The 12,844-nt window shown below is 53.7% G+C and carries 13 protein-coding genes and 1 pseudogene; 13 read left to right on the top strand and 1 reads right to left on the bottom strand.

Features of this window, described 5'->3' with window-relative positions; all coding sequences use genetic code 11:
- The first annotated feature begins 28 nt into the window (after positions 1-28).
- The 7 genes from ribBA to AC3CHX_RS21825 all read left to right on the top strand — a co-directional run bounded on the left by ribBA (position 29) and on the right by AC3CHX_RS21825 (position 7,390).
- Entirely contained in the window at positions 29-1,141 is a 1,113-nt protein-coding gene (ribBA, locus tag AC3CHX_RS21855; RefSeq protein WP_488630084.1) for a bifunctional 3,4-dihydroxy-2-butanone-4-phosphate synthase/GTP cyclohydrolase II, read from the top strand.
- Between the two features lie 67 nt (positions 1,142-1,208).
- Entirely contained in the window at positions 1,209-1,697 is a 489-nt protein-coding gene (gene ribH / locus AC3CHX_RS21850) for a 6,7-dimethyl-8-ribityllumazine synthase (protein ID WP_488630083.1), read from the top strand.
- Between the two features lie 124 nt (positions 1,698-1,821).
- The gene (gene nusB / locus AC3CHX_RS21845) at positions 1,822-2,304 is read left to right on the top strand and encodes a transcription antitermination factor NusB (RefSeq protein WP_488630082.1); all 483 of its coding nucleotides are present in this window, start codon (positions 1,822-1,824) and stop codon (positions 2,302-2,304) included.
- A 208-nt stretch (positions 2,305-2,512) separates the two neighbouring features.
- Complete coding sequence (locus tag AC3CHX_RS21840) at positions 2,513-3,679, top strand: pyridoxal phosphate-dependent aminotransferase (RefSeq protein ID WP_488630081.1); 1,167 nt, start codon at positions 2,513-2,515, stop codon at positions 3,677-3,679.
- A 117-nt stretch (positions 3,680-3,796) separates the two neighbouring features.
- Positions 3,797-4,489, top strand: a complete 693-nt coding sequence (locus AC3CHX_RS21835) for a fumarylacetoacetate hydrolase family protein (RefSeq protein ID WP_488630080.1) — start codon at positions 3,797-3,799, stop codon at positions 4,487-4,489.
- Positions 4,490-4,609: 120 nt separating this feature from the next.
- Positions 4,610-5,272 (top strand): maleylacetoacetate isomerase, encoded by a 663-nt coding sequence (gene maiA / locus AC3CHX_RS21830; RefSeq protein WP_488630079.1) that lies wholly within the window; start codon positions 4,610-4,612, stop codon positions 5,270-5,272.
- Between the two features lie 255 nt (positions 5,273-5,527).
- Positions 5,528-7,390, top strand: a complete 1,863-nt coding sequence (locus AC3CHX_RS21825) for an ABC transporter ATP-binding protein (RefSeq protein ID WP_488630078.1) — start codon at positions 5,528-5,530, stop codon at positions 7,388-7,390.
- A gap of 33 nt (positions 7,391-7,423) precedes the next feature.
- Here AC3CHX_RS21825 and AC3CHX_RS21820 read toward each other — a convergent pair.
- Positions 7,424-7,687 (bottom strand): annotated as a pseudogene (locus tag AC3CHX_RS21820) (glutamate synthase-related protein); the annotation flags it as partial.
- Between the two features lie 328 nt (positions 7,688-8,015).
- On the opposite strand from AC3CHX_RS21820, the gene AC3CHX_RS21815 reads away from it, so the two are divergent.
- The 6 genes from AC3CHX_RS21815 to AC3CHX_RS21790 all read left to right on the top strand — a co-directional run bounded on the left by AC3CHX_RS21815 (position 8,016) and on the right by AC3CHX_RS21790 (position 12,800).
- The gene (locus AC3CHX_RS21815) at positions 8,016-8,321 is read left to right on the top strand and encodes an ElaB/YgaM/YqjD family protein (protein WP_488630077.1); all 306 of its coding nucleotides are present in this window, start codon (positions 8,016-8,018) and stop codon (positions 8,319-8,321) included.
- A gap of 138 nt (positions 8,322-8,459) precedes the next feature.
- A complete protein-coding gene (locus AC3CHX_RS21810; protein ID WP_488644899.1) occupies positions 8,460-8,672 on the top strand; it encodes a CsbD family protein in 213 nt (70 codons plus the stop codon).
- Positions 8,673-8,769: 97 nt separating this feature from the next.
- Positions 8,770-9,084: a BON domain-containing protein gene (locus tag AC3CHX_RS21805; protein WP_488630076.1), complete on the top strand. Its 315-nt coding sequence runs from the start codon at positions 8,770-8,772 to the stop codon at positions 9,082-9,084.
- A gap of 284 nt (positions 9,085-9,368) precedes the next feature.
- Positions 9,369-10,001, top strand: coding sequence for a response regulator (locus AC3CHX_RS21800; protein WP_488630075.1), 633 nt, complete (start codon positions 9,369-9,371; stop codon positions 9,999-10,001).
- Positions 10,002-10,152: 151 nt separating this feature from the next.
- Positions 10,153-10,575: a response regulator gene (locus AC3CHX_RS21795; protein WP_488630074.1), complete on the top strand. Its 423-nt coding sequence runs from the start codon at positions 10,153-10,155 to the stop codon at positions 10,573-10,575.
- A gap of 134 nt (positions 10,576-10,709) precedes the next feature.
- On the top strand, positions 10,710-12,800 hold the full coding sequence (locus AC3CHX_RS21790) for a PAS domain-containing sensor histidine kinase (RefSeq protein ID WP_488630073.1): 2,091 nt from the start codon (positions 10,710-10,712) through the stop codon (positions 12,798-12,800).
- Positions 12,801-12,844 lie beyond the last annotated feature (44 nt).

Here is a 12,844-nt window from a genome sequence, read left to right as displayed (position 1 = left end):
CAACACAGGCTTATTTCAGGGCGAAAACATGTCAATTGCAACAACAGAAGAAATTATTGCCGAACTACGCGCTGGCCGCATGGTGATTCTGGTGGATGAAGAAGATCGGGAAAACGAAGGCGACCTGGTACTCGCTGCGGATTTTGTGACGCCGGAAGCGATCAATTTCATGGCGAAATATGCGCGTGGACTGATTTGCCTGACTTTGACGGAAGAGCGTTGCACGCAGCTGGATCTGGGAATGATGACCAGCCGCAACGGTACGGCCTATGGCACCAACTTCACCGTCTCGATCGAAGCCGCAGAAGGCGTGACGACAGGCATTTCCGCTGCTGACCGCGCCCGCACGATTCAGGCCGCCGTGGCAAAAAATGCCAAAGCCAGCGACATCGTCCAGCCTGGGCATATTTTCCCGGTCAAGGCCAAGAAGGGCGGCGTGCTGATGCGTGCCGGCCATACCGAAGCGGGTTGCGATCTGACGCATATGGCGGGATTGACGCCGGCCTCGGTGATCTGTGAAATTCTGAAGGAAGATGGCACCATGGCGCGCTTGCCGGACCTGCTGGAGTTCGCCAAGGAGCACGGCCTTAAAGTCGGTACGATTGCTGATCTGATTCACTATCGCAGTGCGCATGAAAGTGTGATTGAACGGTTGGCTGAGCGCACCACGCATACTGTACAGGGGAAATTCAAGACCATCGCCTATCGCGACACCCCAAGCGGTGGCGCGCATTTGGCCTTGTTGCATGGCGTGCCGACTCCAGACGTGGAGACGCTGGTGCGGGTGCATCAACCGGTCTCCATACTGGATTTGCTGGAAACCCAGGCCACCAATCATTCCTGGAATATGGCGTCAGCGCTGGAAGCGATTGCAGCCTCGCCATGCGGTGTTGTGGTGCTCCTGAATTGCGAGCAATCGTCGGAACAGATATTTTCCAAGTTTGCGGCACTTGATGCGAATGCTGTCGATGGCAAAGCACCGGTACCGCGACTCGATTTGCGCACTTACGGTATTGGTGCGCAAATCCTGAAAGATCTTGGCGTCGGCAAAATGAAGTTGCTGGCCAGCCCTAGAAAAATGCCGTCGATGGCGGGTTTTGAGCTTGAGGTGACCGGTTATCAAAACAAGCCGAATAGCTGATGATTTCCGGTATTCAATCGTTGTATTCAGTTGATGTAATTGAGCGCAGTGCGCATAAGGGATAACCATGACAGTCGGAACCTACGAAACCAATCTGGATGGAGCCGGTTTGCGTATCGGTATTGTGCAAGCGCGTTTTAATGAAGATGTCTGCCACGGATTGCTATCCGCTTGTCTGGGGGAATTGAAACATTTGGGCGTCTTAGACGACGACATCTTGCACGTCAGCGTGCCGGGTGCACTGGAAATTCCGCTGGCCTTGCAAAAGATGGCTGAAACCCTGCAGTTCGATGCCTTGGTCGCACTCGGCGCAGTGATTCGCGGCGAGACGTATCACTTCGAATTGGTCTCGAACGAATCCGGCGCCGGTATCAGCCGGGTCGGTCTTGAGTTTGGTATCCCGATCGCGAATGCCGTACTGACCACCGAAAACGACGAGCAAGCCGAAGTACGGATGGCTGAAAAGGGTATTGACGCCGCACGTGTGGCGGTCGAGATGGCGAATTTGACGATTGCTCTGGAAGAGTTGGCCGAATCGACCAGCGATGAAGAGTGAAGTGTGAGGCAAGTATCAATGAAGTACCGGCAGTGAATTAAAAATAAGTAGTAAGTTACGCAACGCGTTCGTATTTAAATGGTGTACCGCCAGCCACGAGGCTGGTAATCAAGTCGGAAAATTTATGACCAACAAATCCCAAGAGCATCCTAAGCACGCCAATCCAAGCAAGAGCCGTACGCCTCGTCATCGGGCGCGTGAATTCGCGTTGCAGGGACTGTATCAATGGTTGCTGAATAACGAGGATGTGTATGCGATCCACGCCAATATCCGTGAAGCACACGGATTTGATAAAGCCGACGCTGAGCATTTCAATGCGGTGCTATACGGTGCGATCAAGGATGTGGCAACTTTGCGTGCGGATTTGGCGCCGTTGATCGATCGCAAAATTACCGAACTGTCGCCAGTCGAGCACGCAGCGCTGTTGATTGGTGCGTTTGAATTGCAAAATCACCTGGAGATTCCGTACAAGGTGGTGATCAATGAAGCGGTTGAACTGACCAAGTCGTTTGGCGGTATCGATGGCCATAAATACGTCAACGGTGTACTCGACAAGTTCGCGGCGAAAGTACGCGCGACCGAAGTCAACGCTGGTCGTCGTTCTTAATTCTATTCAGGACCGACGATACGTGGCCGGCAGCTTGGGTTGACGAGCGAGGCCCGGCAGTCAGCCGCATCCACGCCGGATCGCATTGGATTTCGGCAGCGCAGCCTAACCTGCGCACGGATGATAAATGCATCGCAGGCTTGGTTGATAAAGTAAGTCCGACAGGCTGCTGACCCCCATTCTGGTTTTTGTATTCAAAGACGTCTCAATGAACCTCTCCAATCTGGCTTCCCGCCTCGACAATATCGCGCCTTTCCACGTCATGGAATTGGCAAAAATGGCCGCCGCGCTGGAACACCAAGGTCGCCACATTATTCATATGGGAATCGGTGAGCCCGACTTTACCGCGCCGCCGCTGGTGGTTGCAGCAGCTACCGCAGCGATGCAGGCCGGTAAAATGAAATATACCTCGGCCACCGGCCTGCCAGCGTTGCGGGCGGCAATTTCCGCGCATTACCGGCAAGTGTATGGACTGGATATTCCAGCGTCGCGGATAGTCGTGACAGCCGGTGCATCGGCAGCGTTGCTGCTGGCCTGCGCAGCATTGGTCGAGACGGGAACTGAAGTATTGATGCCCGATCCGTCGTATCCGTGCAATCGTCATTTTGTTGCGGCGTTCGATGGTTCGGCAAAAATGATTCCCAGCGGCCCGGAGGAACGCTTTCAGCTATCCGACGCCGCGGTGCGTGAACACTGGGGCGAAGCTACGCGCGGGGTATTGCTGGCATCGCCGTCGAATCCGACCGGCACCTCGATTCTGGCAACCGAGCTGGAGAAGATCGTGGCCACTGTACGCGCCCGCAATGGCTTTACCATTGTCGATGAAATCTATCAAGGCCTGAGCTACGATGCTGCGCCGTTTTCCGCTTTATCGCTCGGCGACGACGTGATTGTCATCAACAGCTTTTCCAAATATTTCAACATGACCGGCTGGCGTCTGGGCTGGCTGGTGTTGCCGGAAGTACTGGTGCCGCAAGTCGAGAAGCTGGCGCAGAACCTGTTTATCTGCGCCTCTTCGATAGCCCAGCATGCGGCCCTCGCCTGCTTTGCACCGGAATCGATCGCGATTTATGAAGCGCGCAAGACCGAGTTCAGACGGCGTCGCGATTACCTGGTGCCGGCATTGATTGCGCTTGGGTTCAAGGTGCCAGTGATTCCGGACGGCGCATTTTATGTGTATGCCGATTGTAGTGATTTGAGCGATGACGCAGATCGGCTGACCAAAGAAATTCTCAACGAGGCCGGTGTTAGCGTGGTCTCCGGACTGGACTTTGGTCCTTACACCGCACCAAACTATATCCGTCTATCGTATGCAACATCGATGGAAAACTTGCAGGAAGCGATTCGTCGCCTGGCAAAATTTTTCGGTAAGTAATAGCCTGATCTTGCCGGCTTGGCTTTAAGGTTTGAGCACAAGGGCTGATATTCTGTTGCAAATATTCGCGCCTCCGACAGGTTGGCGGCAGCACTAACGAAATTAAAGGAGCACGCCATGCAATTCGTTTTTCCACCGCAACAAGCGGTCGTGCCGATTGAAGGCAGCAGTCAATTGTTTCCGGTACATCGCATTTATTGTGTCGGACGGAATTATGTGGAGCATGCAAAGGAGATGGGAAACAGCGGCCGCGAGGCGCCATTCTTTTTCATGAAACCAGCGGATGCGATATTGCCGGTAGCGCATGGCAGTATCGGCGAAATGCCTTACCCATCGATCACCAGAGACCTGCACCATGAAATCGAATTGGTAGTGGCACTGGGGAGTGGCGGTAAAAATATCCCCGCTGCTGAAGCGGTAAAACATATTTATGGTTACGCCGTTGGCCTTGACATGACGCGCCGTGATTTGCAGGCAGAGGCTAAAAAGCTCGGTCGTCCGTGGTGTACCAGCAAGGGCTTTGATGACTCCGCACCTATTTCAGCTATTCGTCCGTTCAGCGTTACCGGTCCGATTGCGCATGGTGCGATCCGGCTCAACGTCAATGGCCAGACCCGTCAGCAAGGCGACATCAACCAGTTGATCTGGAGTATTGCGGAAACCATAGAGCAATTGTCGGGTTATTACGAACTACGCGCCGGCGACCTGATTTTTACCGGTACACCGGCGGGTGTCGCGGCGGTAGTCCGCGGCGACTTGCTCGAAGGTAGTGTTGATGGTGTAGGTGATTTGCGGGTGCGACTGGTTTAGGCAAGCTCCAAAAACCTGCTCCACGAATCAATTCGGTGAAGTGTATTCGGTAACTCGCCCGGCCAGACATTCAGCACTTGGCCGAGCTATGACTTTGGTCATCAGCCCACAGGAAAATGGATGAAACTCTACAGCTACTTTCGCAGTTCTGCCGCCTATCGGGTGCGTATCGCGCTCAACCTGAAAGAGCTGCCTTACGATATCGTTCCCGTGCATCTGTTGAAACACGGTGGCGAACAGTTGAGCCCGATGTATCGCCAGCTGAATGCGAATGGTCTGGTACCGACGCTGGTGGACGATGATACGGCGACAGGCCGGGCGATCCTCGGCCAGTCCCTGGCGATTATCGAATATCTGGACGAGGCCTACCCGCATGTGGCGTTATTACCCAAAACCCCACTGGATCGCGCTTTTGTACGCAGTATTGCGTTGTCGATTGCCTGTGATATTCATCCGATCAACAACCTGCGGGTGCTGCGTTATCTGGTACGAGATTTGAAGGTTGGGGAAGACGCCAAGAACCAGTGGTATCGCCACTGGTGCGAGATGGGGCTGACCGCGCTCGAAGCCACACTTGCCGCTGATCCGCGGGTTGGCAAGTTTTGCTTTGGCGATACGCCGACGCTGGCCGATTGCTGTCTGGTCCCGCAATGGTTTAATGCGCAGCGGCAGAAGTGCGATCTGTCTGCGATGCCGACCTTGACGCGGATTGTTGACAATTGCCTGCAACTTGATGCTTTCGTCACGGCAGCACCAGAAAACCAGCCGGATGCCGAGACCTGATCTTTACCAGTTCTGACGTTGGTGTGCGACGACGCTGCTTGCTTGCCAGGACTTACGCAAAACCGCCCCAGCAGCGTTACGCCTCCTAGCCGTACTTCGCACTGTCTTCGTCGGCAGGTTTTGACAAACTCGTTGCTGGGACAATTTTGCGTAAGTCCTGATGGTATTTCTGTTCGCTGTGATTTTCCATTGAACGCAACATACCGTCTGGTCTGAGAGGCGCTATTTCCACAGATTGTCTTCTGGAGCATCTGCATGTTTGGCCTGTTTGAAAAGCTGTTGCATCCCTATCCCGATGCGGTCGTGGCGACCCCGCCACGCGGCTTTGTGGCGTTCGTCTGGGCTTGTACCAAAGGCTTGCGCCGCTATATCATCGCCATGACTTTGCTGACCGCCACTATCGGCGCATTCGAGGCGGTATTGTTTGCGATGATGGGAAAGATAGTCGACTGGCTGAGCCACGTCCAGCCAACGCTGTTGTGGACCCAGGAACGCGGTAATCTGTTTCTGCTGGCGGCGGTGCTGCTGGCCAGTCCGATCGTGGTGGCCCTGCAGACACTGTTCAAACAGCAGGCGCTGGCGGGTAACTTCCCGATGCTGCTGCGCTGGAATTTCCACCGCCTGATGCTGAACCAGAGCATGGGTTTTTACCAGGACGAATTTGCTGGACGGGTCGCCGCCAAGGTCATGCAAACTGCTCTGGCAGTGCGCGACATCTGCATGATTCTGGGCGACATCCTGGTATTCGTCATGATCTACTTCGTCACGCTGGTGGCGGTGGTTGGCAGCTTTGATCTGTGGATGTTGTTGCCGTTTCTGGGCTGGGTCGTGTTATACGGATTTGCGTTGCGCTATTTTGTGCCGCGCCTGAGTCGCGTGGCCCAATCGCAAGCCGATGCACGTTCGCTGATGACCGGTCGTATCACGGATGCCTACACCAATATTGCGACCGTAAAATTGTTTTCCCATGCTGGTCGCGAGGCCGGCTATGCGCGTTCAGCGATGCAGGAATTCTTGCAAACGGTGCACCGGCAAATGCGCCTGGTGAGCGGTTTCGAGATCGTCAACCATATCCTTAGCATGTTGTTGATTCTGAGCACAGCCGGCGTGGTCCTGTGGTTGTGGACGCAAGGTCAGGTTGGAATCGGAGCTGTCGCCGCTGCCACCGCAATGGCGTTGCGCCTGAGTGGCATTTCACATTGGGTGATGTGGGAAATGGCGTCGCTATTCGAGCAAGTCGGGACGGTCCAGGACGGGATCAATACCTTGTCGCGCGCGCATGCGGTCAACGATCTTCCCGACGCTACGACGCTCCATGTACAGCATGGTGAAGTGCGCTTCGAGCAGGTCTGCTTTTCGTACGGCGGACCGCGACCGGTGATCGAACAACTCTCGCTGCATATTCGTCCCGGCGAGAAGATCGGTCTGGTCGGACGCTCTGGTTCGGGCAAGTCCACCATCGTCAATCTGCTCTTGCGTTTTTATGATGTCGAGCAGGGACGGGTGCTGATCGACGGTATCGATATTCACCACGTTACGCAAGACAGTTTGCGGGGGCAGGTAGGTATGGTCACCCAGGATACTTCGTTGTTGCACCGGTCAGTGCGCGACAATATTCTGTATGGCCGTCCCGATGCAACAGATGCGGACATGATCGCTGCCGCCAAGCGGGCCGAGGCACATGACTTCATTCAGACCTTGGAGGATGCCAAAGGCCGTATCGGCTACGACGCTCATGTCGGCGAGCGCGGCGTCAAACTGTCAGGTGGTCAGCGTCAGCGGATTGCGATTGCCCGGGTGATGTTGAAGGATGCGCCGATTTTGTTGCTCGACGAAGCCACCAGTGCGCTTGATTCGGAAGTAGAGGCGGCGATCCAGGCCAGCCTGTATCGACTGATGGAAGGCAAGACGGTGGTCGCGATTGCACACCGTCTGTCAACCATCGCGGCGATGGATCGCCTGATTGTGCTGGATAAGGGCCGCATCGTGGAAGAGGGAAGCCATCGCGAACTGCTGGCTGGCGGAGGACTGTATGCGCGCTTGTGGGCGCACCAAAGCGGCGGATTTTTGGGCGAGGAGACGGAAGAGGATAGTGTCGAAGAGACGGCCTGCTTTTAACTTGTTATTGAACTAATTAATGTAGCACAACCGGTCGGCAAAGATTGCCAGCGTGCGCGCCGGATCGAATGCGGTGTTGACTTACCGCTAACATTGATTTTGATACGGTCCCGGACGCCGCTGCCGATCAACGTTAGGTAGCAGAAGAGTTCCTTTTCGCAATCGCATACCGACGCGATCGACAAATTCCAGCGGTGCGGCAGCGGCGGCGCCTTCAGAGCCAGCGACGACAATAAAATCCGACAGGATATTGATCTGCAGCATGGCTTTTACGATATCGAAAAATCACCACGGATGACTAGCGCTCTGCTGGATGCACACCGATAGGGAAGATCGAAGCTGCGCCGGTGTCATGCGCGCAGCCGCCTTCTTGGCGCTAATCCGTGCCGGCATTCGCCGATCTTGGCAATTTTACACATTTAATACGCTGCCTGCTGCTACAGGCAGCGACGGACTTGCCGCTTGTCCTACAAAATAATCAGCTCATGTCCTATACAAGGCAGCAGCCTCGATTGCTAAGCTTCTTCCATCGAAACAGCGCTCTGCATCGACTAGCTAGCGCCAGCGCATAGCTGCTTGCCACCGCCGCTAAATTTGACTTGCTCTTAATGAAAGAGGTTTAATCATGCGAAATTCTGCTCTGAGAACTGCCAAGTACGATCTGCAAGCGCTGGTCCGTGAAGCCCAGCAAGTGCTTCGTGAAGCAACCACCGAAACGGGTGATAAGGCCAATGCGCTGATCAGTAAGGGAATCGGCCTGCTGGACGATACGTTGACCAAAGCACAGCAACTGCAAAGTGCGGCGATCGACAGCGGCAGAGAAGTGGTGAACACCACCGATGAATATGTTCACGCAAATCCATGGCGCGCTATCGTCATTTCGTTAGGCGTCGGTCTGCTCGCCGGCGTTTGCGTTTCGCGTTGCAAATAGTTAAGCAGACAAGTTGCTCAGCCCAGGATTCGGTCACTTAACCTTGCAAGCGAGCCAGTCAGGTAATTTGAAGACATGTCATGACGGCTCAGCAGAACAGCAGCGAAAATGGAAGCTCTCACCACAAAGGAGAATGCGATGAACTGGGACATTATTGAAGGTAATTGGAAACAGCTCAAAGGAAACATCAAACAACAATGGGGCAAGCTCACAGACGATCACATCGATACGATCGCCGGAAAACGTGATCAGCTCGCTGGCAAAATCCAGGAAACCTATGGGGTCGGCAAAGACGAAGCCGAAAAGCAAATCAAGGAATTCGAAGAGCGCAATAAAGATTATCGTCCATAAGACTATGACAGGGATGTGCGTTGGACCCGATGCTTGCAGCGGTTTTTACAGCAAGACGATCCTTTACTGCTGTGTGTACCACTTTCAGGAGAACTACATGACAACAATAACCAAACGTTTTGCCGGGTTTTTTTTCGCGCTGCTTATGCTGTCGCTCGCAGGCTGCGCATCGACTGCGACGCACGAAGGTACCGGCGCTTATGTTGATGATGCGGTCATCACGACTAAGGTCAAGGCGGCAATTTTCAATGAGCCAACACTCAAATCTGCTGAAATCAACGTCGAAACCTACAAAGGTGTGGTGCAGTTGAGTGGCTTTGTGGCACAACGTCAGGATGCAGCGACAGCAGCCAATGTTGCCAGTGCAGTCAAGGGCGTGCAGTCGGTGAAGAACGACATCCGACTCAAGTAGTTGCAAGGCGGCGCGTCAGGAGACTTTCAAAAGATGCCTCCCGGAATTGTTGCCGGGAAGATCGCTGTTCGGTCCATACGGATAGGCAGCGATCGCCGGTTTTGTAAATTAAGGCTTAAATTGGGTTGTACTATTTACATTTTTTTGGATTGGCCGCACACTAAAAAACAGGTCGTAGCTGGGCCCAGGTCTTCTGCGATTACTCTGTTGAAAGCGTTCCAAAAGGCAGCCTGAAAGAGAAGTACTACTGTGCCGAAAGGTGTTTAAAAGCGATTGTGGTAGACATGATAAAAATTCTGGTGGTTGACGATCATGCTGTAGTGCGCGCAGGCGTCCATTACTTTATTGCCGATGTGCCCAACATGGAAATCGGTGGCGAAGCAGCCAGCGCCGAAGAGGCGATTCGAATGGTCCGTGCCCAGGACTGGGATATCGTATTGCTCGACATTGCGATGCCTGACAAAAGTGGCGTCGAAGTCTTGAAGCAGATCAAACGCGAAAAGCCCAAGCTTCCGGTTTTGATTCTGAGCATGCATCCGGAAAATCGCTACGCAGTTCAGGTACTCCGCAGCGGTGCAAATGGATATGTACAGAAGGAGGCATTGGCAACCGAGTTGGTGCAAGCGATCAATACCATTTTGCAGGGGCACAAATACATCAGTTATGGCGTCGCTGAACTATTAACCGCGGATCCTGACACCGACACGCAAAAGCCTTTGCATGAATTGCTGTCGGAGCGCGAATACGAGATTTTTTATAAATTGAGTCAGGGCGAAGGAGTGACAAAAATCGCCGATGAATTATGTCTGAGCGTTAAAACCGTGAGCACCTATCGTACCCGTGTATTGCAAAAGATGAGCATGACCAGCAACGCCGATATTATCTATTATGCGATCAAGAATAATTTGATTGATTGATTGGATGAAGAATGCAAATAGCGGACGGCTGGCAAAATGAGAGGTATACCAGTTTGTCCAGCATTGTTAAACCTTCCTTCGATACTTAGGAGGCCCCGACATAAAACCGCTGCACTTACCGATGGATGTTGCTGAAACGTCTTAAACCTTCATGGAAAAATCAATCGCCTCGCCACCAGCAAAGTCCAGTTCGGCGCCTCTGCGTATTTTTTTAGTGGAAGACTCAGTTGACGTACGGGATTGGATAATTGAAACCGTTAAAGGGATTCAAGGGATTACCTTGGCCGGCTTCGCCGAAGAGGAGAACGATGCCCTGCAGAAAATTGATGCGGATAGTTACGACGTATTGATTTTGGATATAGAGCTGAAGCAGGGCAATGGCATGAGTTTGCTGCGGACATTATCCAGATCGATCAAACCGTTAAATAACCTGAAAATCATTTTCAGCAATAATGTCAGCAATGCGTATCGGCGCGCGGGGGAGCAATACGGCGTGCGTTTCTTCTTCGACAAAACGTCTGAGTTCACCAAATTACGAACCTTGCTCGAAGAGTTGGGCGCCGGCGTTCACTGAATTCTGTTCGGCAGGCATATGCGGTGGGTGATGTTTTTTGCGTCACTGTATGCCACCGAGTTCAATGGATATTTTCTCCTGCAATTGAGGTCGGCATGGTGTGATGGCGGGGGCGAAATTTGAATAAAGAGAACATGCAGAATGCAAGCGAAGCAAGCGACGGCCATCCACATTATCAGGATCTGCTAAAAAGTCGCGCACTTGAAAGCCTGGCATCGACCGGCGTTTACGCATCGCGTACCGTCGCCAGCGCGGTAACGTTGACATTAGTCGTGATGGCAGTTGCCGGGCTGGCGCTGGCATGTTGGTTATATGGCGTAGATAGCAAGGGCGTGCTTTGGCAGCTGGCGATGGTGCACCCGACTATCAGCCTGGGATTCTTGTTCGGTGGCGTCAGCCTGCTGTTGCGATGTTCGCCCGTGGTCGACAGGCGGCCCGTCAAGTGGCTGGCGCAAGCGCTGGCCATGTTGATGTTGCTGCTTGGCGCCGCTGCGCTGGTTCAGGCAGAATTTGGGAGCGCCGGAAAGTTCGATCAACTGGCGTCGCTGTTGCCGCCGGCGCCTACGCTGCCGATGCCGATGCCAGTCTCGACCGGAATGCACCCCGTCGCAGCGATCGGCTTTATCTTTTCCGGGTTATCTTTATTCGCCCTCGATTATCGAACCCGGCGTCAACATTATCCGGCCGAATATCTGGCCAGTTTGCTGATTTTTTTGAGTGCAATTCCATTGCTTGGCTATTTGTACAAAGTCGATGTGATGACGCACATGACGTACGCCCGCGCGATTCCGCTGATGGCTGCGCTGTTTTTTTTCCTGTTTGGGATAGCGCTATTGATGTCGCGTCCATGCCATTTATTGATGGCGATTATCACGCGTCATGCTCCCGGTGGCCAAATGTTGCGCCGCTCGTTGCCACAAATGTTGCTACTGCTGGTGGCGCTGAATTGGTTGGCGGATTGGGGCGCGCGTCAAGGTGTTTATGACCATAATATGGTGCCGCCTCTGCTCACGCTGATCGGCTGCGTGCTGCTGCTATTTATTTTTTGGCGCACCGCCGGCAAGGTCGATCGTGAGTATGGCGCACGTTTGCAAAGCGCTGCTGAACTGGCCGAAGCCACTGCCTTGCTGATCGCAGTGAGTGACAATACCAATGATCTGATTTTCGTTGAAAATCGCGCCGGGAATTTGATTTTTGCGAATCCGGCCTGTCTGCGACAACTTGGAATGGGCTGGAGTGAGGCCAGGCATCGGCCGAGTCGCGAGCTGTTTCTGCGTCAAGAAAATGCGGACCTGATAGATCATGACGATGTCGGCATTATGGAGGCCGGGGTGTCGCAAACGATGGAGCAAAGCATACAGTTCCAGCACGGCGTAATGACTTTTCAGGTCACCAAATCACCATGGACGGACGCACAGGGCAAGGTGATGGGAGTGGTTGGTATCGCAACCGATATTACCGAGCGCAAGCAAGCCGAGGATTCACTTAGACGGCGCGAGCTGGAGCTGGAACGCACGATTGCGCAGCGTACTGCCTTGCTACGCGAATTGACGAATCATATGGAAGACGTGCGCGAAGAAGAGAAGCGCGCCATCGCGCGTGAATTGCATGACAACATGGGCGCCGCGCTGACTGCATTAAACATGCATCTGGAGGGGGTCTACAAGGTTTTTCCGGAGGATGCGCAATGGGAGGACCGCCGCACCCGGATTCAGGATTTATTGCATTCCCTGGTCGCCACCACGCGCCGCATTCAAACCGAACTGCGTCCGAATATGCTTGATCTGTTTGGACTGAAGGCGGCGATTACCGAGCAATTGGAGGACTTCGGTCAGCGTACGAATATCCTGTGCCGGGCCAGTTTGCCGGACGAGAATGGGGGCATCGATCACAAGATAGAAATTGCGGTGTACCGGATGTTGCAGGAGATATTGAATAACGTCGCCAAGCATGCGCAAGCCACCAAGGTCGTCGTAATACTGGACATCGATGAAGATCGGCTGGCGCTGACGGTGTCCGATAACGGTGTAGGCATCTCGCAGGGGCGTATCGAAAATATCCATACGCATGGGCTACGCGGATTAAAAGAACGCGCCAGCTTCCTGGGCGGTAGTGTTGTTTTCAAATCCGGCGAGGCACATGGTCAAAAAGTGGGGACGGTAGTTGTGATCGAAGTGCCGCTATCCCCACGACCGGATTCTCAAGATGCTGCGACGTCCTCGTAATCTTTCCGTGCCGACCGCCCATCGATTTACGCCGGCATGAAGGC

Source organism: Glaciimonas sp. OK215, assembly GCF_057787885.1.
Note: the sequence above shows the minus strand (reverse complement) of the source record. Positions and strands in the feature narration are given on the sequence as shown.